We start from the raw sequence: 21,374 nt of genomic DNA on the forward strand, positions 1-21,374 counted from the left end.
GCGGCAGTTCGTGTCGCCGTTCGGCAGTCCAACTCCATACTCTGCCAGCGGCCGGTGAACGGTTGGCGGTCGGCAGGTGAACGTTAGTTGAACCGTCCCCGCAGGTGGGCCGGATGCGGCAAAACCGCGTTTCCCACAGCATAAGCTGGGAACGTGGATCCTATGCTCATCGGTGTCATCGCAGGCCTCATAGGCCTGTCGTTCGGCACCTTCGGCGTGCTTGCGTTCAGGGTGAGCGAAAAGCAGCGCCAGCTGGTGGACATCGCGGTCGAGGAACTCGCCCTGCCGGCGGGCGCCGCCGAGGTGCTGGCCGTCGTCGGACGTGCCTTTGTGGTGGTGGACGCCGTCGACGGCGTGGTCAGGGCCAGCCCCGCCGCCTACGCCTACGGCCTGGTCCGGGGCCACACGGTGGTCCACAAGCAGCTGCTGGACATGACGGCGGGTGTCCGCCGCGACGGCGTGATCATCGAGAAACAGCTGGAGCTGCCCCGTGGCCCGCTCGGCCAGGGGACCATCATTGTGCAGGTGCGTGCAGCCATGCTCGGTGAGGAATACATCCTCCTGCTGGCCGACGACCGGACGGAAATCACCCGGACCGAAGAGATCCGCAACGACTTTGTGGCCAACGTGTCCCATGAACTGAAGACCCCGGTGGGGGCCATCTCCCTCCTCGCCGAGGCGCTCGAGTCCTCGGCCGACGACGAGCAGGCAGTCCGCCGCTTCGCCAAACGCATGCACAAGGAGTCCGGCCGCCTGGCAGCACTGGTCCAGGACATCATTGAACTCTCACGCCTGCAGGGGGCCAGTGTGGCCCAGCAGGGCAGGCCTGTGGACATCAACGCTGTGATCAGCGAGGCCGTTGACCGGTCCCAGCTGCCAGCCGAGAGCAAGAACATCACGATTGTTGTGGGCGGACACGCGGACGGAATGGTCTACGGCGATCCCGACCTGCTGGTCACGGCACTGCGCAACCTCATTGACAATGCCATCCGGTACTCGCCGGAGAACACGCGGGTGGGTGTGGGCGTCCGCGCCAAGGAGGGACTGATCGCGATATCTGTCACCGACCAGGGCGAAGGACTCTCCCCTGAGGACCAGGAACGCGTCTTTGAGCGTTTCTACCGGGTGGACGCCGCCCGCTCCCGCCACACCGGCGGGACAGGCCTCGGGCTGAGCATCGTCAAGCATGTCGTCTCAAACCACGGAGGCGAGGTGACCCTGTGGTCCCAGCCCGGCCAGGGTTCGACTTTCACCCTTCGGCTGCCGGAAATGGAGGGGCCCGACGTCGAGGAAGAACCTGCCGCCGGCCCGAAGTCCGCACCGCCCAAGCACCATGCCGCCCGTCAATCCCACGAATCCCGCGCCGCCGGCGCACACGAACAAGGAGCTAGCGCTTGAGCAGGATCTTGATAGTTGAGGACGAGGAGTCGTTCAGCGACCCGCTGTCCTATTTGCTGGGCAAGGAAGGGTTCGAAGTGGAGGTGGTGGACAACGGCCTTGACGCCATCACCGAGTTCGACCGCAACGGCGCCGACCTGGTCCTGCTGGACCTGCAGCTCCCGGGCCTGTCCGGAACCGAAGTGTGCCGCCAGCTCCGGCAACGGTCCGGCGTTCCGGTCATCATGCTGACCGCCAAGGATTCCGAGATCGACAAAGTGGTGGGCCTGGAACTCGGCGCCGACGACTACGTGACCAAGCCGTATTCCTCGCGCGAACTGGTTGCCAGGGTACGGGCTGTGCTCCGCCGCCAGGGCGAGCCGGAAGAACTGATCTCAGCCACGGTGCAGGCCGGACCTGTCCGGATGGACATCGAGCGGCACGTGGTAAGCGTGGGCGGCGAGCAGGTGCTGCTCCCGCTGAAGGAATTTGAACTGCTCGAGATGCTGCTCCGGAACTCGGGGCGGGTGCTGACCCGGGGCCAGCTCATCGACAGGGTGTGGGGATCCGACTATGTGGGCGACACGAAGACCCTCGATGTCCACGTCAAGCGGCTGCGGAGCAAGATCGAGCCGGACCCGTCGGCGCCACGGTTCCTGGTGACGGTGCGGGGCCTCGGCTACAAGTTCGAACCCTAGGCAGCGGCCCGGTATGCCCGGGCGCCAACCCCGCAACGCAGAAGGAGGGGCTCCCCGCGGGGAGCCCCTCCTTCTGCGTTGCGTCGTGGTCCGCTGAGGCGCCTAGTGGGCTGCGGCGGCAGAAGACGTCGACGGCGACGGCGTCGGTGAGCTGGTGCCGGTCGGCTCGCTGCCAGCCGGCACATACTCTTTGTACTCTTCCAGGGTTGCGTCCAGAACCGGAACGTCGATGGTCTTGTTCAGGTTGGTGCCGTTTTCGGTGATCTTAACCGGCACCAGGGAGCCGGCGATGCCGCCGCTGGTGCTAAGGATCGCTTCGTCGGTGGAGTCGTTGAGCAGCGTGTAGGAGTTTGCCTTCACAGACACCTGCGTCTGGGAGCCTTCGGCGCCGTTGACCGTCAGCTTGACGTCCTGCGACGAGGAGTTGTAGACGGCGCCGAGCAGGCGGCCCGGCTTGTCCTCGCCGGCGGAAACAATCATGAAGTTGCGCAGCTGCAGGGGGCCCAGGTCCGCGCGGATGCCATCCGATGCGGAGTACTGGTGAGAAGTCTGCTGGGGGGTGATGTAGCCGCAGCCGGTCACCGTCACCAGGCCGAGGCCCAGGGCAGCTGCCGCCAATGCCAGTTTGCCGCGCTGGGCCCGGTTCATCGCAGTGAAACGCACGTCACGTACTCCTCAAGAGTCTTGGAACATTATTCAGCCCATAGCCTATCCGCAAACCTGCCCAAACGCGGATTCCGGGCGGTCACATTGCCCTTGGCAAGGCCTCTCCGATGCACTATTATCCGCATCCGTCAAGGGGTCCAAGGGGGTCGATTCTGCCCATTTTCCGCGTATTCATGCGGTTCCGGGGCCCTTTCGCGGCCAGTCATATGCCCGAATCGTGATAAACTGGTCTGCGGGAAAGGGGAATGTCCACATGGTATTTGAGGTCGGCGAGACAGTAGTTTACCCTCACCACGGTGCTGCAAAAATTGAAGAAATCAAGATGCGCACCGTCAAGGGCGAAGAGAAAATGTATCTCAAGCTCAAGGTGGCTCAGGGTGATCTGACCATTGAAGTTCCAGCAGAAAACGTTGACCTTGTTGGGGTCCGGGATGTAGTGGGCAAGGAAGGCCTGGAGCACGTATTCGATGTGCTCCGTGCCGAGTTCACTGAAGAACCCACCAACTGGTCACGCAGATACAAGGCAAATCTGGAGAAGCTTGCTTCCGGTGACGTCATCAAGGTAGCAGAGGTCGTCCGCGACCTGTGGCGCCGAGATCACGACCGGGGCCTTTCCGCAGGTGAGAAGCGAATGCTGGCCAAGGCCCGGCAGATTCTGATTTCAGAGTTGGCGCTGGCTGAAAAGACCGACGAAGAGAAGGCGGCCAGCGTTCTCGACGAGGTCCTGGCTTCCTAAGAATTGAACCCCGGCGGCACGCAAGTGCCGCCGGGGTTTCTTTTTGCCCGGATTCAGGTCCGGGCGGGGCAGCCTGCGTGGACGTAGGCTAGTCCGCATGAGTGAAACACCCACCCGCCTTGTCACCGCCGTGATCCTGGTGGCCGCAGGTTCAGGGCAGCGGCTTGGCTACGGCATGCCCAAGGCCGCTGTTCCGCTGGGCGGCGAACCCCTTCTGACCCATGCCCTGCGCGGCATCGTCGCGTCCGGCATCAGCAGCCAGGTCTGCGTCGCCCTGCCGGCAGGAGACGACGGCCTCCGCCAGCTTTGCGAGGACTTCCGGGAGGAACTGGCCGACGGCGGCCCCATCCTGACCATCGTCGACGGCGGCGCCACCCGGGCTGATTCCGTCCGGGCCGGCATCGCTGCCCTGATGGACGGCATTGAAGCGGTGCTGGTGCACGACGCCGCGCGTGCCCTCACACCCGAATCCGTTTTCCACCGCGTCGCCGATGCCCTGGCTGCAGGCGCCGCAGCGGTGATCCCCGCCGTCGCGGTGGTGGACACCGTCAAAACGGTCGCCGCGACCACGGGAACGGACAGTGCCCTGGCGCCGGAGATCGTCACCGGGACCGCGCCGCGGGAGGAACTCCGTGCGGTGCAGACACCGCAGGGCTTCCGGCTCGGAACCCTCCTGAAGGCGCATGAGGCCGCCCAGGCCCTGGACGGGAAGCAGTCGGCGGCTGTCACCGACGACGCCATGCTCGTGGAAATGCTCGGTACGCCGGTCTTTGCAGTCCGAGGCTCCACGCAATCCCTGAAAATCACGACGCCCCTTGACCTGATCCTCGCCGAAGGGCTCCTGGAAGGGCCGCTGGGCGCCCGCTGGGTGGAGGGCTGAACATGGGGCCGGAGAACATGATCCTGCCCCGCACGGGAATCGGCGTGGACGTCCACGCCTTCGCCGCCGCGGACAAGCCCCGCCCGTTGTGGCTGGGAGGACTCCATTGGGAGGGCGAGCGTGGCCTGGCCGGCCACTCCGATGCTGACCCCGTGGCGCACGCCGCGGCAGACGCCCTGTTCTCCGCGGCCGGGGTCGGCGACCTTGGAACACACTTCGGCACAGACCGGCCCGAATTCGCCGGCGCTTCAGGTGCCACCCTCCTGGCAGAAGCGGCAAGGATCGTGCGGGCTGCCGGATTCGAGATCGGCAACGTCGCCGTGCAGTTTGTGGGCAACCGGCCCAAGTTCGGGCCGCGGCGGGAAGAATCCCAGCGCGTCCTCAGCGAGGCCGCCGGTGCCCCGGTCAGCGTCACCGCCACCACCAGCGACGGGCTGGGCTTCACCGGGAGGGGTGAGGGAATCTCCGCCGTGGCCACCGCACTGGTGTATCCCACAGCCAACATGCGCCCGTCGGCTAATCTGGAGCGGTGACCCTGCGCTTTTACGACACAGCATCCGCCGAAGTCCGCGACTTCGTCCCCCTCGAACCGGGCAAGGCAAGCGTCTATTACTGCGGCGCTACCGTCCAGGGGATGCCCCATGTGGGACACATCCGCTCCGCCATCGCGTTTGACCAGCTCACCCGCTGGCTGACGTACCGGGGGTACCGCGTCACGGTGGTCCGGAACGTCACGGACATCGATGACAAGATCCTCGCCAAGTCTGAAGCGTCCTTCGCCCCCGGGTTCCGGCCCGAACCGGGGGAGGTCCGTGAGGAAGAGTGGTGGGCGCTGGCCTACCGCTATGAACAGGAGTTCCTGAAGGCCTACGACACCCTTGGCGTGTCCAGGCCCACGTATGAACCCCGCGCCACCGGGCACATTCCCGAAATGCATGCCCTTATCCAGCAGTTGATCGACCGTGGCCACGCGTATCCGGCCCTGGACGACTCGGGCGACGTCTACTTCGACGTGCGGTCGTGGGACAAGTACGGGTCGCTGACGCGCCAGAACATCGATGACATGCAGGGTGCCCAGGACGCGGATCCGCGCGGCAAGAAAGATGCCCGGGACTTCGCGCTCTGGAAGGGCTCCAAAGAGGGGGAGCCGACGACGGCGAGCTGGGCCTCGCCGTGGGGTGCCGGCCGCCCGGGCTGGCACCTGGAATGCTCCGCCATGGTCACCAAGTACCTCGGCACCGAGTTCGATATCCACGGCGGCGGGCTGGACCTGCGTTTCCCGCACCACGAGAACGAGATGGCCCAGTCCCAGGCGGCGGGCCACGGCTTCGCGAACTTCTGGATGCACAACGGCATGGTCACCTACCAGGGCGAAAAGATGTCCAAGTCCATCGGCAACACGGTCAGCCCCGCCGAAATGCTTGAACTGGCCCCGCCGCGGGTGGTCCGGTACTACCTGGGCCAGGCGCACTACCGTTCCATACTCGACTACCGCCCCACGTCGCTGGAGGAGGCTGCTGCCGCCGTCGAACGTATTGACGGGTTCCAGGCCAAAGCCGCCGCCCGCCTGGGTACCGACTTCGGCTTCGTGGCAGGCAACTTCGGCCCGTCCACCGAGTCTGTGCAGGCTTTTTCGGACGCCATGGACGACGACCTCAACGTCCCGCGCGCGTTGGCTGCCCTGCACGAGACCGTGCGGGCCGGCAACACCGCCCTTGCCGAGGGCGATGACGAAGCCGCGCGGCATGCACGGAACGCGGTCATGATCATGACCAGGGCCCTGGGGCTCGACGCCGTCGCAAGCTCAGATGCCGCGAACACCAAGGAAGCGGCTGCGCTGGGCGTGCTGGTTGAGGCCCAGCTGGTGGCCCGCGCCGAGGCCCGGGCAGCCAAGGACTGGGCGGCGTCGGACGCCATCCGGGACACGCTGAAGGCCGCCGGCGTCGCCGTCGAGGACAGTGCCGAAGGCGCCACCTGGAGCCTGCAGCGGGACTGAACCGGCGATTTAACTTGATTCAGTAGACTGGTAAGCAGACTCAGTCAAACAATCAAGGGTGGAACACAATGGCCAACAATGGTCGCCGATCGGTTAAAGCGAAGAAGGGCCCAACCATCGGAACCGGTGGTCATGGCCGCAAGGCTCTTGAAGGCAAGGGTCCCACACCCAAGGCGGAGGACCGCCCGTACCACAAGGCGCACAAGAGCAAGCAGCTGGCCGAACGGTCTGCTGCCAAGCGCGGAACAGGCGCCCGCAGCGCCGGTGCCGCACGCACCGGCCCCAAGGGGCGGGCAACCGAAGAGGTCGTCACGGGCCGCAACTCCGTGGTGGAGGCACTGCGCGCGGGCATCCCCGCCAAGGCACTGCACATCGCCATCCGGATCGAAATGGATGACCGGGTCAAGGAGTCGCTGAAGATCGCGGCCGAGCGCGGCATTCCGCTGCTCGAGACCGGCAAGCCGGAGCTGGACCGCATGACCGACGACGCCGTCCACCAGGGCCTGGTCCTGCAGATCCCGCCTTACGAATACCAGGATGCGTATGACCTGGCAGAGGAAACCGTTGACCGGTGGAAAAAGGGCCACGTAGCCAACGCCCCGCTGTTCGTTGCGCTGGACGGCATCACCGACCCCCGCAACCTCGGCGCGATCATCCGCTCCGTCTCCGCATTCAGCGGCCACGGCGTCATCGTCCCGGAACGGCGCTCCGTAGGCGTCACGGCCTCGGCCTGGAAGACCAGCGCCGGCGCGGCCGTACGCGTCCCGGTGGCACGCGCCGCCAACCTGAACAGCGCCCTGAAGCAGTTCAAGAACATGGGCATCTTTGTCCTCGGGCTCGACGGCGACGGCGACGTTTCGCTGCCGGACCTTACGCTCGCCACCGAACCCGTATGCATTGTGGTCGGATCCGAAGGGAAGGGCCTCAGCCGCCTGGTCCGGGAAAACTGCGACCAGATCGTCTCCATTCCGATCGATTCCGCCATGGAATCGCTGAACGCCTCCATGGCCGTAGGCATCTCCCTCTACGAGGTCTCCAGGCAGCGCGCCACCAAGTAGAACCGCAGGGCGCGGATGAAGGGTGGCGGCTGGCTTGCGGGCGGCGTCACATAACCGGAAGCACTGGTGTTTTCACGCCGGCGGCTAATATTTAGGTGATGGTCATGCCGCTTTTCGACACTGCTTCCACCATGGACGCCTCCACGGCGCTTCCCCTCGGTGTCAGCGTTCCGCGCCCCGATTCCGGGGGCGGACACGCTTCGCAGTCCCGCGCGAACGTGGCCGTGTATGCGCCGGGCGTGGCCAGCCTGGAGATCGCCTACAAGGCGCCGGGCGGCGAATGGCAGCTGAAGGCGCTGCCCAACGTCACCCACGGCGTCCACCACGGAATCGTCGAGGGTTTCCCGGTTGGCTCAAGGTATGGCTTCCGGCCGACGTCCAAAGAGGAATCGCTGCCGCTGTCAGTGCCCACCCTTGATTTGGACGACGACGGCGGCCAGCCGCTGCTGCTCGATCCCTACGGTCGGGCCGTGGACCAGCGGGAAGGGTTCCTGACGAACGTCAGGATGGCCACCGATTTTGACTGGGGCAGCGACGCGCGTCCGCGGACGCAATGGCGCAACACGATCATTTACGAGGCACACGTCCGCGGCCAGAGCATGCTGCACCCGGACGTCCCTGAGGAACTCCGCGGCACGTATGCCGGCATGGCGCACCCGGCCATCATCGAGCACCTCAAGAGCCTGGGCGTTACATCCGTCCAGCTGCTCCCGGTGCATTTCCACCTTGACGAACCCCATCTGCAGAACCTTGGCCTGACCAACTACTGGGGCTACAACACCGCCGCATTCTTTGCGCCGCATCCCAGCTACGCCACCGAGGCCGCGCAGGGCGCGGGCCCGCAGGCCATCCAGGACGAATTCAAAGGCATGGTCAAACTCCTCCATGCCGCCGGGATTGAAGTGATCCTGGACGTTGTCTACAACCACACAGCAGAAGGCGGACCTGACCGGCCTGCACTGAGCTTCCGCGGCCTTGGCGAGGACAAGTACTACCGGACCGATGGCCACGGCAGGTACCTTGACACCACCGGCTGCGGCAACAGCCTGAATTTCGGCGAACCTCGGGTAGTGCAGCTGGTGCTGGACTCGCTCCGGTACTGGGTGGATGAATTCCACATTGACGGGTTCCGCTTCGACCTCGCCGTGACGCTCTGCCGGAACGCTGCCAACGAATTCGATCCCCGGCATCCCTTCCTTGTTGCCATCGCGGCGGATCCGGTGTTGTCGGACGTGAAGCTGATCGCCGAGCCGTGGGACGTGGGCTACGGCGGCTGGCAGACCGGGCGCTTCCCCGGCGGCTGGGTGGACTGGAACGACCACTTCCGCGACGGTGTCAGGTCGTTCTGGCTCTCCGACCGCGCCGCCATCGAAGGCGGCGGCCACGGAGGATCCGTGGCCAAGCTCGCGGACGCCCTGTCAGGTTCGGCCGGACTCTTCGAAGGCTCCGGCCGCTCCAGGCTGGCCTCGCTCAATTTCGTTACGTCGCACGACGGCTTCACGCTGGCCGACCTCGTCTCCTACGACCGCAAGCACAACGAGGCCAACGGCGAGCAGAACCGGGACGGGCACGGCGATAACCGCAGCTACAACCACGGCTTCGAGGGGCGGACCGAGGACGAAGCAATCCTGGCCGAGCGCGCCCAGTCCCGCCGCAACCTCATGGCCTCGTTGATGATCTCGATGGGCGTGCCCATGATCACCGCCGGGGATGAGCTGGCGCGTACCCAGCAGGGAAACAACAACGCCTACTGCCAGGACAACCCGCTCGCGTGGATCGACTGGACCCGGACGCCCGAGTCGCACGAGATGCTGCGCAGCACCAAGCGCTACGTCCGGCTCCGCAAGGAATTCCTCGCCAGCCAGCCCCACGATTTCCCGGTCCGCGACGAACAGTCCTACCTTTACTGGTTTGACGAGTCGGGTGAGCCGATGTCCATGGACCGCTGGAACGATCCCCAGCACCGGGTCATGCAACTCCTGCTGGGCTCCGATGACGGCACCCTGGCCGGCCTGGTGGTGGTCAACGGCAGCACCTCCGACGTGAAGATCACGTTGCCGCAGCTCACCAACGACGACGGAACGCCGCACCGCATGTTCGAGTTGAGGCTCACCACCTCGCCGCTGCACGAACTGCGCCAGGGCGGGATCGTCGCCTCGGGGGAGACGGACCTCGTCGAGGCCAACTCGATCAACATCTACCGCACCTAGGCCTCCGGGGGACCATAAATGCGCAACCGCCCTGCTGTTGCCCTGGTGCTGTCCGTTCTGGTGGCGGTCGCCCTGCTGGCCTTCGGCTACACCGGACTGTTTGAACCGCTCACAGGAAATCCGACGCCGGGAGCTACTTCGAGCGAGGCCCCGGCCCCGCCGGGTGCCGGACCGGGCCCGGCCGGTGCCGTCGTGGAGAATCCGTCCGGACTGCCGGCTGTCCGCGAATCGGAGCTGCCAGCGGACGCACGCCAGACCCTGGCGTTGATCCGGGCGGGCGGTCCCTATCGGTACAGCCAGGACGACGCAACGTTCGGGAACCTGGAGCGCATCCTGCCGCTGAGGGACAGAGGCTACTACCGGGAATACACCGTTCCCACGCCCGGTGAGTCGGACCGCGGAGCCCGCCGCATCGTCACCGGCACCGCGGGCGAGAAGTACTACACGGCGGACCACTACGATTCGTTCTCATTCATTGCAGAAGGCAGCTAAACAACCCATGAAGATCTACTCAGCCGACACCTGGACCCTGGAAGAACTGCAGGAGCAGGTCGCAGACGCGGGCCGCCGCAGCCTGGTGGTGCCGGCAGCAGACAGCAAGAAGGCAGTCCTCGAAACCTTCGGGGAAGTCCTGGATTTCCCGGAGCACTATGGAATCAACCTGGATGCCCTCAACGATTCACTGCACGACTTTGCGGACACCATCACGGACGACGGCCACCTGCCCGTGACCGTCCTGTGGCAGGTGGCCGCGGCCTTCCGGGGCGACAGGGCGTTTGGCATCATCTGCGAGATCCTCCAGGACGCCGAAAGCTACGCGGGCAAAGACCTGAACGTCACGGCCATCCTCCTCTAACCTACGTCGTCAACCGCCTCGGACGGTTCCACAAAGCAACGCCGGATGTCAGTTATCCGGAAGCGTGCGTCAAAGCAACGGAGGAGCAGCACGCGGAGGATGACTGACATCCGGCGAATGTCTGTAAACGGCTCAGGCGTTGACGATCAACCCCAGCTCCGCCTTGGAAGCCAGCGCCTCGTGCCGTGGCAGGACGCGGACGGTGTAGCCGAAGGACCCGGCCCGGTCGATCAGCAGCGACCCGCTGAACAGGTGGCGGCCGCCGCCGAGGTCCTCCTGTATCTGGAGTTCCATCACCGTGACGTCGGCGAGCGTGTCGTTTTCCTCGGCCCGCCCATAGGCCACCTCAACCGACACGTCGTCGGGGGACAGGATATGCAGGGCCACATACGCGTTGACCTGCAGGGTGTCGCCGATCTGCGGGTCTTCGGAGACACCGACGGAGTCCACGTGCTCGACATGGATCAGCGGCCAGGCGGCGCGGACCTGTCCGGTCCAGGCAGCCAGGGCCCGGGCCTGGGCATAGGAGTCCTGGACCGCCCGCCGGCCGGCCTCGGCCGCCGGGCGGTACAGGATGTTCACGTAGTCGCGGAGCATCCGGTCAGCCGAGACAGCCGGGCCCAGGTGCGAGAGCGTGTGCTTGATCATCGAGACCCAGTGGGTGGGCACCTTTTCCGTGCCCGATTCCGACGGTCCGGCCGCGCCGGCGCTTTCGGAGACGGTGCTGCCGTAGAAACGCGGCGCCACCTGGGTTTCCAGCAGTTCATAGAGGGCAGCGGCCTCGATGTCGTCGCGTTCCTCGGGGGACGCACCGTTGTTGGCGGTGGGGATCGCCCAGCCGTTCTCGCCGTCGTACATCTCATCCCACCAGCCATCGAGCACCGAAAGGTTCAGCGAGCCGTTGATGGCGGCCTTCATCCCGGACGTGCCGCAGGCCTCCAGAGGCCGGAGGGGATTGTTGAGCCAGACATCGCAGCCGGGGAAAAGCGTCCGGGCCATGGCGATGTCATAGTTCGGCAGGAACGCGATCCGGTGCCGGACCTCAGGATCGTCAGTGAAGCGGACCAGGTCCTGGATCATCTTCTTACCGGCGTCATCCGCGGGGTGGGACTTGCCGGCAATGACCAGCTGGATGGGGTGGTCCTTGTGCAGCAGCAGCGCCTTGAGCCGGGCCGGTTCGCGCAGCATCAGCGTCAGCCGCTTGTACGTGGGGACGCGGCGTGCAAAGCCGATTGTCAGCACATCCGGATCCAGCACGCTGTCTGTCCAGCCGAGCTCCGCGTCCGCGGCGCCACGCTTCTTCCAGGCGGCGCGGAGGCGGCGCCGGACATCCTCCACCAGCGCCGTACGCATCGCGCGGCGCAGCGCCCAGACATCGGCGTCGCTGACGTTGTAGGCAAGGTCCCAGCGGCCGTTGGCCTCAGCCTCCGTGCCGAACTGCTCCCGCGCCAGCTTGGAAATCCGCCCGTCCACCCAGGTGGGCACGTGCACGCCGTTGGTCACCGACGTAATAGGCACCTCGGAATGGTCGAAGCCCGGCCACAGGGCCGAGAACATGCCGCGGGAGACCTCACCGTGGAGTTTGGCCACCCCGTTGGCACGCTGCGCGAGCCGGAGGCCCATCACGGCCATGTTGAACACGGACGGATTGCCGTCCGCGTAGTTCTCCCGGCCCAGTTCAAGGATCCTGTCCACCGGGACCGCCGGAGCGAGGCCGGCCTGGAAGAAGTGCTGGATCTGCGAAATTTCGAACCGGTCGATGCCGGCCGGGACCGGCGTGTGCGTGGTGAAGACCGTGGAGGCGCGGCCTGCCGCAAGGGCCTCGTCGAAGCTCAGGGCGTCGTCGCCTGCCATCAGTTCCTGGATGCGTTCGATACCCAGGAATCCGGCATGGCCCTCGTTGGTGTGGAACACCTCGGGGGCATCCCGGCCCGTGAGCCGCTGGTAGGCACGCAGCGCCTTCACGCCGCCCATGCCCAGGAGGAGCTCCTGCTGGAGCCGGTGGTCCCCGCCGCCGCCGTACAGGCGGTCGGTGATCCCGCGGGCGGCGTCGTCGTTGCCCGGAACGTTGGAGTCCAGGAGCAGGAGCGGAACACGTCCGACGTCGGCACGCCAGATGTGTGCCAGGAGCCGGCGGCCGTTGGGCAGGGGCAGGGAGATCTGCAGCGGCCGGCCGTTGCCGTCCCGCGACGGTTCGCGCAGCAGGGTCAGGGGAAGTCCGTCGGGGTCCAGCACCGGATACGTCTCCTGCTGCCAGGCATCCCGCGACAGTGACTGCTTGAAGTACCCCGCCTGGTAGAGCAGGCCAACGCCGATCAGCGGCACACCAAGGTCCGATGCCGCCTTCAGGTGGTCGCCGGCCAGGATGCCAAGGCCGCCCGAGTACTGGGGCAGCACCTCGGTGATGCCGAACTCGGGCGAAAAGTAGGCAATGGAGGACGGAGCGCCGTCACCCAGGCCCTGGTACCAGCGCGGCTCTTCAAGGTATCGGTCGAGGTCCTGCTCGGCGGAGCGGACCCGCTCCACCACCGACTGGTCAGCTGCAAGGACCTGGAACTCCTCGCGGCTGACCAGGCCCAGGAAGCTCACCGGATCCTGGCCGCTTTCCTCCCAGACACGGGGGTTCAACGCCGCGAAAAGTTCGCGGGTGGGCCGGTGCCAGGACCAGCGCAGGTTGGTCGCCAACCGGGCCAGCGGCCTGATCGGTTCCGGGAGAACGGTTCGGACGGTAAATCTGCGGATTGCCTTCACCTGCGCCACACTAACCGACAACATGGGCGGCTGGAACCGGTTTAGCTTTCTTTTAGGTAAATGACAGATGAGGCCCCGGAAAAGACGAATCACCGCCGGGAAAAAGTGCGTGGCCTTAGCAATCTCGGTGATTTCTCGCTAACGTCGAGCATGTGACGACTAAATCAGGAACCAGTGCAGCAGCAAAGCAAAAGCCGAAGGGCCGAATCACTGACGGCCTGCGGTTTGGCCGTTTTCCCATCACCGCGGTGCAGCCCGTGGTGGAGGGTGGAAAGTTTCCCGCCAAGGCGTTGCCGGGCGAGGGAATTGTGGTCGGAGCCACCGCATTCCGCGAAGGACATGACCAGCTCGGCGTCAGCGCCGTCCTCCTGGACCCCAAGGGAAAGGAACGCCAGCGCGTCAGGCTGGCCCCCGCGCGTGGGGAACGCGGACTGGGAACCGACCGCTGGGAAGGCGTCATCACGCCGTCGGGCACGGGAAACTGGACGTTCCTCATTGAAGCCTGGCACGACCGCTACGGGACCTGGCACCACAACGCCGAAGTGAAAGTGGCCGCCGGGATCGACGTCGAACTGATGCTGGCAGAAGGCTCAGCGCTGCTTTCGGACGCCGCCGCCGACGCCTCCCGGAACGCGTCGGACCGGCGCACCCTGCGCCTTGCTGCTTCCATTCTGGCCAACACAGCACTCACCGATGAGGAACGCCTCGCCGCCGGATTCGGCCCCGACGTCGCCGACGTTGTGCAGCGCCAGCCGATCCGTGAACTGATCGCCGCCTCGGAACAGTACCCCCTGTTTGTCGAACGCGACCTCGCAGGACGCGGTGCCTGGTATGAGTTCTTCCCCCGGTCCGAAGGGGCGGTCCGGGACCACTCCACGGGCGCCTGGACCTCGGGTAACTTCCGGACGGCAGCCAAGCGGCTGGACGCGGTGGCCGCCATGGGCTTTGATGTCCTCTACATGCCGCCGATCCACCCCATCGGCGTGCAGCACCGCAAGGGACCCAACAACACGCTGATCGCCGGGCCCCACGATCCCGGTTCGCCCTGGGCCATCGGCGCCAAGGAAGGCGGCCACGACGCCATCCACCCGGACCTGGGCACTTTCGAGGACTTCGACGCCTTCGTCGCCCGGGCGAACGAGTTGGGGCTGGAAGTGGCGCTGGACCTGGCCCTCCAGGCGGCACCGGACCACCCCTGGGTGGAGACTAATCCGGAATGGTTTACCACCCGCGTTGACGGCAGCATCGCCTACGCGGAAAACCCGCCGAAAAAATACCAGGATATCTATCCCCTGAATTTCGACAATGATCCGGAGGGCCTCTCAAAGGAAATCCTCCGGATTGTCCTGTTGTGGGTCAGCCACGGTGTCAGGATTTTCCGGGTGGATAATCCGCACACCAAGCCCGTCTGGTTCTGGGAATGGCTCATTGCGCAGGTCAACAAAAAAGCCCCCGGAGTTGTGTTCCTCGCTGAGGCCTTCACCCGTCCGGCCATGATGCACGCGCTGGGCCGCGCCGGATTCCAGCAGTCCTACACGTACTTCACGTGGCGGAACACGAAGAAGGAACTCGAAACCTACTTCCACGAAGTCAGCCACGAGTCCGCTGCTTTCTTCCGCCCCAACTTTTTCGTCAACACCCCGGACATCCTGACCGAGTACCTCCAGTTCGGCGGCCCGGCCGCTTTCAAGATCCGTGCCGCCCTGGCTTCCACCGCCAGCCCGCTGTGGGGCGTCTACGCCGGCTACGAACTGTACGAACACGTGGCCCGCCCCGGCGCGGAAGAGTACATCGACAACGAAAAGTTCGAGTTCAAGGCCCGCGACTGGGACGCCGCCGCCGAATCCGGCCGCACGCTGGCGCCGTACATCACCCGGCTTAACGGCATCCGGCATGCGCATCCGGCCCTGCAGGACCTGCAGAACCTGACGGTCCACCACAGCACGGACGACGCCACGGTGGTGTACTCCAAGCACAAGACCCTCCCGGACGGCACCAAGGACACCATCATCGTGGTGGTCAACGTTGATCCGCACGGCACCAGGGAAAGCACCGTCTCCCTTGACCTGGCCGCCCTGGAACTCGATCCCCAGGACCTGTCACCCAACGGAGGCTTCACGGTGGATGACCTCATTTCCGGCGAAAGCTGGGAGTGGGGCGAATACAACTACGTCCGCCTGGATTCGCACCTCGAACCCGCCCACATCCTGAGCGTGAGGAGAATGCCTAAGTGAGTTTCAACCCGCAAAGCTCTAGCCAGCATTTCACCCCTAAGAGCACGTTCGAACTGAACGCGCCAGGACTTCAGCATGACCCGTTGTGGTACCGGAAGGCCGTCTTCTATGAGGTGCTGGTCAGGGCCTTCGCGGATGCCAACGGCGACGGCTCCGGTGACTTCCACGGGCTGATCGACAGGCTCGACTACCTGCAGTGGCTTGGCGTGGACTGCCTGTGGCTGCCGCCGTTCTTCCAGTCCCCGCTCCGTGATGGCGGGTACGACATCTCGGACTACAACTCCGTGCTGGACGAGTTCGGAACCATCAGCGACTTCAAGCGGCTCGTGGCGGAGGCGCATGCACGCGGCGTCCGGGTCATCATCGACCTCCCGCTCAACCACACCTCGGACCAGCACCCGTGGTTCCAGGAATCACGCAAGGATCCCGACGGCCCGTTCGGCGACTTCTACGTCTGGAGCGATACCGACGAAAAGTACCAGGACGCGCGCATCATTTTTGTGGACACCGAGGAATCCAACTGGACCTTCGATCCCATCCGGCGGCAGTTCTTCTGGCACCGCTTCTTCAGCCACCAGCCCGACCTGAACTTCGAAAACCCAAAGGTCATCGACGCGCTCTTCGACGTGGTCCGGTTCTGGCTGGACCAGGGCATCGACGGGTTCCGGGCCGACGCCATTCCCTACCTCTTCGAAGAGGAAGGGACCAACTGCGAGAACCTCCCCGCCACGCACGATTTCCTGCGGAAGCTGCGGACCATGGTCGATGAGAGCTATCCCGGCCGGGTAATCATCGCCGAAGCGAACCAGCCGCCCAACGAGGTGGTGGAGTACTTCGGCACGGAGGAGGAGCCCGAATGCCATATGGCCTTCCACTTCCCCATCATGCCCCGCCTGTACTACGCGCTCCGCGACCAGAAGGCCGCGCCCATCATCGAGACCATGCACGACACCCCGGAGATCCCGGAAGGGGCCCAATGGGGGACTTTCCTGCGCAACCACGATGAACTGACCCTGGAAATGGTCACCGCGGATGAACGCGCCGCGATGCTCGGCTGGTACGCACCGGACCCGCGCATGCGGGCAAACATCGGCATCCGGCGCCGGCTGGCGCCGTTGCTGGACAACTCCAGGGCTGAGATCGAACTGATCAACGCGCTCCTGTTGTCCCTGCCGGGCAGCCCGTTCCTGTACTACGGCGACGAGATCGGCATGGGGGACAACATCTGGCTGGAGGACCGGGACGCGGTCCGCACGCCCATGCAGTGGAACCCGGACCGAAACGCCGGATTCTCCAACGCCGACCCCGGGAAACTGTACCTACCGGTGATCCAGTCGCTTGTGTATAACTACAGCATGGCCAACGTCGAGGCGGAGGCGGCCCACTCGGGATCCCTGCTCCGCTGGACCCGGCAGATCCTGAGCGTCCGCAAGAACCACCCCGCGTTCGGGCTGGGCGCGTTCAAGCACGTGGAGGCTGACCATGATGCCGTGGTGGCCTACCTTCGGGAACTCTCGGATGACAACACCGCGGGGGAGGTCGGCGAAACGATCCTCTGCGCCTTCAACCTTTCCCAGCATCCCGTGGCGGCCAAACTCCGTGTTCCGCAGTTCGCGGGCCGCGGACTGCGTGACGTCTTCGGCGGGCAGCCGTTCCCCGGAATCGACGGGGACGGCACGCTGACGCTGACCCTGGGCAGCCACGATTTCTTCTGGCTGCGGATCCGTTCGGCGGCCTCCAACCCGGCGTCCCCCTATACACAAGCGCTCCCGATCCTGTCCATCGAGAACTGATATGGGCGAGCCGATCCTCACTCCGGCCCTGGCCGCGCTGCTGCGGGAATGGCTCCCGAGCCAGCGCTGGTTCCCGGTCAAGTCAGCCGATTTCTCCCTCGAACAGGTGGGCGGCCTGGGCCTGGCAGACCGGTCACCGATGGCCCGGCTGGAGGTCTTTCTCCTGGCGGTCACGTCGGTGACGGCCGACGGCGGTCAGCGGACCGACGTCGTCCAGGTTCCGCTGAGCCGGCGTGCGGCACCGGCCGGCGAACTTGAGCGCGCCCTCGTCGGCCAGGACGCCGCGGATTCCGAGCGGCCCTGGGTCTACGACGCCGTGCACGATCCCGACTTTGTCGCTGCCTGGCTGGAACTGATCCGCAACGCCGGTACGGCCGGTGCCGCGGCTGCGGGCGGCTACCGTTCGCCGTCGGAATACCGCCTGCCTACCGCGCACGGTGTGGTGAAGGTGTTGTCCGGTGAGCAGTCCAACAGTTCAGTCATAGTCGACGACGGCGAGTCGGCGGCTATCGTGAAGTTCTTCCGTGTACTGTCCCAGGGGACAAACCCCGAGGTCGAGGTGGGTGCGGCGCTGACCGCCGCCGGCACCTCCGAGGTTCCGGCCACCCTGGGCTGGGTCCGCGGCGAGTGGCATGTTCCCGACGGGGGCCACACTGGCACCCTTGCCGGAGGCGAACTCGCCGTGGCGCATGAGTTCCTGGACGGTGGGCGCGACGCGTGGCGCCTCGCAGTGGACGCCGCCCGCACGGGAGCGGATTTCACCGCAGAAGCACGCGCACTCGGTGCTGCCACGGCAACCGTCCACCGCCGCCTCGCCGGGGCGCTGGGCGTGTCCGAAGAAGCAGTCCCCGGAGAGGTCATTGCTCCGGGAGTAGCCCAGCGGGTCCGGCAGACATGGGCTGAGGCGGGCGCCGCCGTCGGGCCTTACGATCATGCGCTCGGCGCCCTGCTCAGCGCCCTCGACGGCGTCCCTGCCGGTCCGCTGCAGCGGATCCATGGGGACCTCCACCTTGGGCAGATCCTCCAGGTGCCCGGACGCGGCGCCGAACCGGCGCGTTGGGCGATCCTGGACTTCGAAGGTGAACCCCTGCGGCCGATCGCCGAGCGCAATTTTCCGGACGTCCCACTGCGCGATGTGGTGGGCATGCTGCGCTCGTTCGACTATGCCGCGGGAGCCGCGGACCGCGAGCAGGAAGGTGCCCGGGTCCCGGAATCGTGGGTCGATGACTGCGCGGAGGCATTCCTCACCGGGTACACGTCTGTCACACCCGGCACGATCGACCGCCACTCGCCCCTGTTTGTGGCATTGTGGCTGGACAAAGCGCTGTATGAAGTTGTTTATGAATTGCGGAACAGGCCCGACTGGCTGGCGATTCCAGTCAACGCATCCAGGCGGCTGCTCAGCGGTAAAGGCTCCGGCGATCAGGCCGGAGCGGCATCGGAAGGTAACAAAATGACAGGCTCAGCACGTACCGATCGGCCCCGTGTGCCGCTGCATGTGGACCCGGACACCCTCGGCAGGGTAGCGAACGGGGAGCACCATGCGCCGCACTCCATCCTGGGTGCGCACCTCGATGACCACGGGCACGTGACAGTGCGCACGATCAAGCACCTGGCTGAAGCCGTGTCGGTCGCGACAGCGTCCGGCACGGAGCCCATGACCCACGAGGCCCATGGCGTGTGGGTTGCCGTCCTCGAACCGGAACAGCCGGGCCATGTGCCGGACTACCGCCTGGAGGTCACCTACCCGGGAGCCGCGCCGCTCACTATGGACGAGCCGTACCGGTACCTGCCCACCGTGGGGGAAGTGGACCTGCACCTCATCAGTGAGGGCCGGCACGAGAAACTGTGGGAAGTACTGGGCGCCCATGTCCAGCACTACAAGTCCTCGCTGGGGGACGTGGACGGCGTGTCCTTTGCCGTGTGGGCACCGAACGCCCAGGCAGTCCGGGTCAAGGGCGACTTCAACGCCTGGGACGGCCGCGAAAACTCCCTGCGTTCCCTGGGTTCCTCCGGTGTCTGGGAAGTGTTCCTGCCCGGCGTTTTAGCAGGGGCGTGCTACAAATTTGAGATCAAAACCAAGGCCGGCCACTGGGTGGAAAAGGCCGATCCGCTGGCCTTCGGCACCGAGGTCCCGCCGCTGACAGCTTCCCGCGTGGTGGAACCCTCCTACGCGTTCAAGGACGCCGAATGGATGGAGGCCCGCGCCCAGCGGGACCCGCACAATTCGCCCATGAGCGTCTACGAAGTCCACCTCGGCTCGTGGCGGCTTGGCCTTGGCTACCGTGAGCTGGCCAAGGAACTGGTGGAGTACGTCAAATGGCTGGGGTTCACCCACGTCGAATTCATGCCGGTGGCAGAACACCCGTTCGGCGGGTCCTGGGGGTACCAGGTCACGTCCTACTTCGCTCCCACCTCACGCTTCGGACACCCCGATGAATTCCGATTCCTGGTGGACACGCTGCACCAGGAAGGCATCGGCGTCCTGCTGGACTGGGTTCCGGCCCACTTCCCCAAGGACGCCTGGGCCCTCGCCCAGTTCGACGGCGAACCCCTCTACGAGCACGCCGACCCCAACCTGGGCGAGCACCCCGACTGGGGAACGCTGATCTTCGACTTCGGCCGAACCGAGGTACGGAACTTCCTGGTGGCCAATGCGCTGTACTGGCTCGACGAGTTCCACATCGACGGACTTCGCGTGGACGCCGTCGCTTCCATGCTGTACCTGGACTACTCCCGCGAAGACGGCCAGTGGTCGCCCAACCGCTTCGGCGGGCGGGAAAACCTGGAGGCCATCTCCTTCCTCCAGGAAGTCAACGCCACGGTGTACAAGACCCACCCCGGTGCGGTCATGATTGCCGAGGAATCCACGGCATTCCCCGGCGTGACCGCGCCGACCAGCCACAGCGGCCTCGGCTTCGGGCTGAAGTGGAACATGGGCTGGATGCACGACTCGCTGAAGTACGCCTCCGAAGACCCGGTAAACCGCAAATGGCACCACGGGACGGTCACGTTCTCGATGGTGTACGCCTTCACTGAGAACTTCCTCCTGCCCATCAGCCACGATGAGGTTGTGCACGGTAAGGGCTCCATGCTGCGCAAGATGCCGGGGGACCGGTGGCAGCAGCTCGCGAACCTGCGCGCGTTCCTCGCCTACCAGTGGGCGCATCCGGGCAAGCAGCTCATCTTCATGGGTACCGAGTTCGGCCAGGAAGCCGAATGGTCCGAGCAGCATGGCCTGGACTGGTGGCTTGCCGACATTCCGGCGCACCGCGGCGTGCAGCTGCTGACCAAGGACCTGAACGAGCTGTACAGCTCAACGCCCCCGCTCTACGAGAGGGACAACGAGCCGGGCGGCTTCCAATGGATCAACGGCGGAGACGCGGACCGCAACGTCCTGACCTTCGTCCGATGGGACAAAGACGCTAATCCGCTGGTTGTCGCCATCAACTTCTCCGGAGGCCCGCATGTGGGCTTCACACTTGGCGTGCCTGCTGTGGGGGCATGGACGGAAGTGCTGAACACGGATGCCGCGGCCTATGGCGGTTCAGGTGTCCTCAATGGTGGTGAACTGATTGCCCTGGACGAGGGGCTTGATGGCCAGCCGGCATCGCTGACCGTAACGTTGCCGCCCCTGGGTGCGGCGTACTTCAAGCCCGTTCCGCCAGCGGCCGGCTGACCGTTTGGTTGTGAACCGGCTCTCTTAACTGCGCGGCTGAAAGCCCGGAAATCCTTGAGATTCCGGGCTTTCAGCTGCGTCGAGGGAGGGGCTGCGGGGACTGCCTTGGGGCTCGGGTGGCCATCCCGGCAAAGTGGTGGTAAAGTTTATTTCCGCGCTGCTCCACGGAGTCAGACCGAAAAAACCGACACGAAAGCCTCAGGCTGATGAAGGTCGCGGACGCCGGTTTGACAAGAGTGAAGCTAGCGGGTAAGTTTGAGAGGTTGCTCCGGAGCGATCCACGGCCGATTGAAATGGTTGTGGTGGTGCCGGGTGTGTCTGTTGTTTGAGAACTCAATAGTGTGCCAAGTTTGTTGATACCAATTTATTGTATTGAATTGGTTGAATTGACTGGATTATGCCACCCCGTGGTGTGGTCTGGTTTTTACAGCTGGTTTCAA

15 protein-coding genes are annotated in these 21,374 nt (G+C 65.3%); 13 read left to right on the top strand and 2 right to left on the bottom strand.

The annotated features are described in order from the left end of the window. Window positions 1-162 precede the first annotated feature (162 nt). Complete coding sequence (locus tag EYS21_RS13000; RefSeq protein ID WP_131133647.1) at window positions 163-1,398, top strand: ATP-binding protein; 1,236 nt, start codon at window positions 163-165, stop codon at window positions 1,396-1,398. Next, complete coding sequence (locus EYS21_RS13005; protein ID WP_131133603.1) at window positions 1,395-2,075, top strand: response regulator transcription factor; 681 nt, start codon at window positions 1,395-1,397, stop codon at window positions 2,073-2,075. Before EYS21_RS13000 ends, EYS21_RS13005 begins: the two co-directional genes overlap by 4 nt. A 102-nt stretch (window positions 2,076-2,177) precedes the next feature. Here the strand turns inward: EYS21_RS13005 and EYS21_RS13010 are convergent, their stop codons facing one another. Beyond that, window positions 2,178-2,723 carry a hypothetical protein gene (locus EYS21_RS13010; protein WP_131133648.1) on the bottom strand — a complete coding sequence of 182 codons (546 nt, stop codon included), beginning with the start codon at window positions 2,721-2,723 and terminating at the stop codon, window positions 2,178-2,180. A 271-nt stretch (window positions 2,724-2,994) separates the two neighbouring features. On the opposite strand from EYS21_RS13010, the gene EYS21_RS13015 reads away from it, so the two are divergent. From EYS21_RS13015 to EYS21_RS13050, 8 genes are all read left to right on the top strand, one after another. After that, entirely contained in the window at window positions 2,995-3,477 is a 483-nt protein-coding gene (locus tag EYS21_RS13015) for a CarD family transcriptional regulator (protein WP_026266570.1), read from the top strand. A gap of 97 nt (window positions 3,478-3,574) precedes the next feature. Then, window positions 3,575-4,357, top strand: a complete 783-nt coding sequence (gene ispD, locus EYS21_RS13020) for a 2-C-methyl-D-erythritol 4-phosphate cytidylyltransferase (protein WP_131133604.1) — start codon at window positions 3,575-3,577, stop codon at window positions 4,355-4,357. A 2-nt stretch (window positions 4,358-4,359) separates the two neighbouring features. Next, window positions 4,360-4,890 (top strand): 2-C-methyl-D-erythritol 2,4-cyclodiphosphate synthase, encoded by a 531-nt coding sequence (ispF, locus tag EYS21_RS13025; RefSeq protein ID WP_131133605.1) that lies wholly within the window; start codon window positions 4,360-4,362, stop codon window positions 4,888-4,890. Further along, the gene (gene cysS / locus EYS21_RS13030) at window positions 4,887-6,353 is read left to right on the top strand and encodes a cysteine--tRNA ligase (RefSeq protein ID WP_131133606.1); all 1,467 of its coding nucleotides are present in this window, start codon (window positions 4,887-4,889) and stop codon (window positions 6,351-6,353) included. Before ispF ends, cysS begins: the two co-directional genes overlap by 4 nt. 68 nt (window positions 6,354-6,421) lie before the next feature. After that, window positions 6,422-7,411: a 23S rRNA (guanosine(2251)-2'-O)-methyltransferase RlmB gene (gene rlmB / locus EYS21_RS13035; RefSeq protein ID WP_066286985.1), complete on the top strand. Its 990-nt coding sequence runs from the start codon at window positions 6,422-6,424 to the stop codon at window positions 7,409-7,411. A gap of 98 nt (window positions 7,412-7,509) precedes the next feature. Continuing rightward, the gene (gene glgX / locus EYS21_RS13040) at window positions 7,510-9,621 is read left to right on the top strand and encodes a glycogen debranching protein GlgX (protein WP_131133607.1); all 2,112 of its coding nucleotides are present in this window, start codon (window positions 7,510-7,512) and stop codon (window positions 9,619-9,621) included. Window positions 9,622-9,639: 18 nt separating this feature from the next. Beyond that, window positions 9,640-10,113 (top strand): ribonuclease domain-containing protein, encoded by a 474-nt coding sequence (locus tag EYS21_RS13045; RefSeq protein ID WP_131133608.1) that lies wholly within the window; start codon window positions 9,640-9,642, stop codon window positions 10,111-10,113. 7 nt (window positions 10,114-10,120) lie between these two features. Further along, window positions 10,121-10,477 carry a barstar family protein gene (locus EYS21_RS13050; RefSeq protein WP_131133609.1) on the top strand — a complete coding sequence of 119 codons (357 nt, stop codon included), beginning with the start codon at window positions 10,121-10,123 and terminating at the stop codon, window positions 10,475-10,477. Window positions 10,478-10,609: 132 nt separating this feature from the next. On the opposite strand, the gene glgP is transcribed toward EYS21_RS13050, so the two are convergent. Beyond that, the gene (gene glgP, locus EYS21_RS13055; protein ID WP_207307757.1) at window positions 10,610-13,228 is read right to left on the bottom strand and encodes an alpha-glucan family phosphorylase; all 2,619 of its coding nucleotides are present in this window, start codon (window positions 13,226-13,228) and stop codon (window positions 10,610-10,612) included. Between the two features lie 152 nt (window positions 13,229-13,380). Between glgP and EYS21_RS13060 the strand changes: the two genes are divergently transcribed. The 3 genes from EYS21_RS13060 to EYS21_RS13070 are packed head-to-tail and all read left to right on the top strand — an operon-like array spanning window position 13,381 to window position 20,934. Further along, entirely contained in the window at window positions 13,381-15,462 is a 2,082-nt protein-coding gene (locus EYS21_RS13060) for an alpha-1,4-glucan--maltose-1-phosphate maltosyltransferase (RefSeq protein ID WP_131133610.1), read from the top strand. Further along, window positions 15,459-17,255 carry a maltose alpha-D-glucosyltransferase gene (gene treS, locus EYS21_RS13065; RefSeq protein ID WP_131133611.1) on the top strand — a complete coding sequence of 599 codons (1,797 nt, stop codon included), beginning with the start codon at window positions 15,459-15,461 and terminating at the stop codon, window positions 17,253-17,255. The genes EYS21_RS13060 and treS overlap by 4 nt, the downstream gene beginning before the upstream one ends. 1 nt (window position 17,256) lies before the next feature. Next, entirely contained in the window at window positions 17,257-20,934 is a 3,678-nt protein-coding gene (locus EYS21_RS13070) for a 1,4-alpha-glucan branching enzyme (protein WP_131133612.1), read from the top strand. The last annotated feature ends 440 nt before the right edge of the window (window positions 20,935-21,374 follow it).

It is taken from the genome of Arthrobacter sp. S39 (assembly GCF_004320525.1).
Taxonomy (GTDB): Bacteria; Actinomycetota; Actinomycetes; order Actinomycetales; family Micrococcaceae; genus Arthrobacter.

Bases quoted from the DNA above. Each gene is read 5' to 3' on its own strand.
- ispD (WP_131133604.1), top strand. From the start codon at position 3,575: ATGAGTGAAACACCCACCCGCCTTGTCACCGCCGTGATCCTGGTGGCC.
- EYS21_RS13070 (WP_131133612.1), top strand. From the start codon at position 17,257: ATGGGCGAGCCGATCCTCACTCCGGCCCTGGCCGCGCTGCTGCGGGAA.
- EYS21_RS13045 (WP_131133608.1), top strand. From the start codon at position 9,640: ATGCGCAACCGCCCTGCTGTTGCCCTGGTGCTGTCCGTTCTGGTGGCG.
- EYS21_RS13015 (WP_026266570.1), top strand. From the start codon at position 2,995: ATGGTATTTGAGGTCGGCGAGACAGTAGTTTACCCTCACCACGGTGCT.
- EYS21_RS13010 (WP_131133648.1), bottom strand. From the start codon at position 2,723: ATGAACCGGGCCCAGCGCGGCAAACTGGCATTGGCGGCAGCTGCCCTG.
- rlmB (WP_066286985.1), top strand. From the start codon at position 6,422: ATGGCCAACAATGGTCGCCGATCGGTTAAAGCGAAGAAGGGCCCAACC.
- glgX (WP_131133607.1), top strand. From the start codon at position 7,510: ATGGTCATGCCGCTTTTCGACACTGCTTCCACCATGGACGCCTCCACG.
- ispF (WP_131133605.1), top strand. From the start codon at position 4,360: ATGGGGCCGGAGAACATGATCCTGCCCCGCACGGGAATCGGCGTGGAC.
- EYS21_RS13000 (WP_131133647.1), top strand. From the start codon at position 163: ATGCTCATCGGTGTCATCGCAGGCCTCATAGGCCTGTCGTTCGGCACC.
- EYS21_RS13050 (WP_131133609.1), top strand. From the start codon at position 10,121: ATGAAGATCTACTCAGCCGACACCTGGACCCTGGAAGAACTGCAGGAG.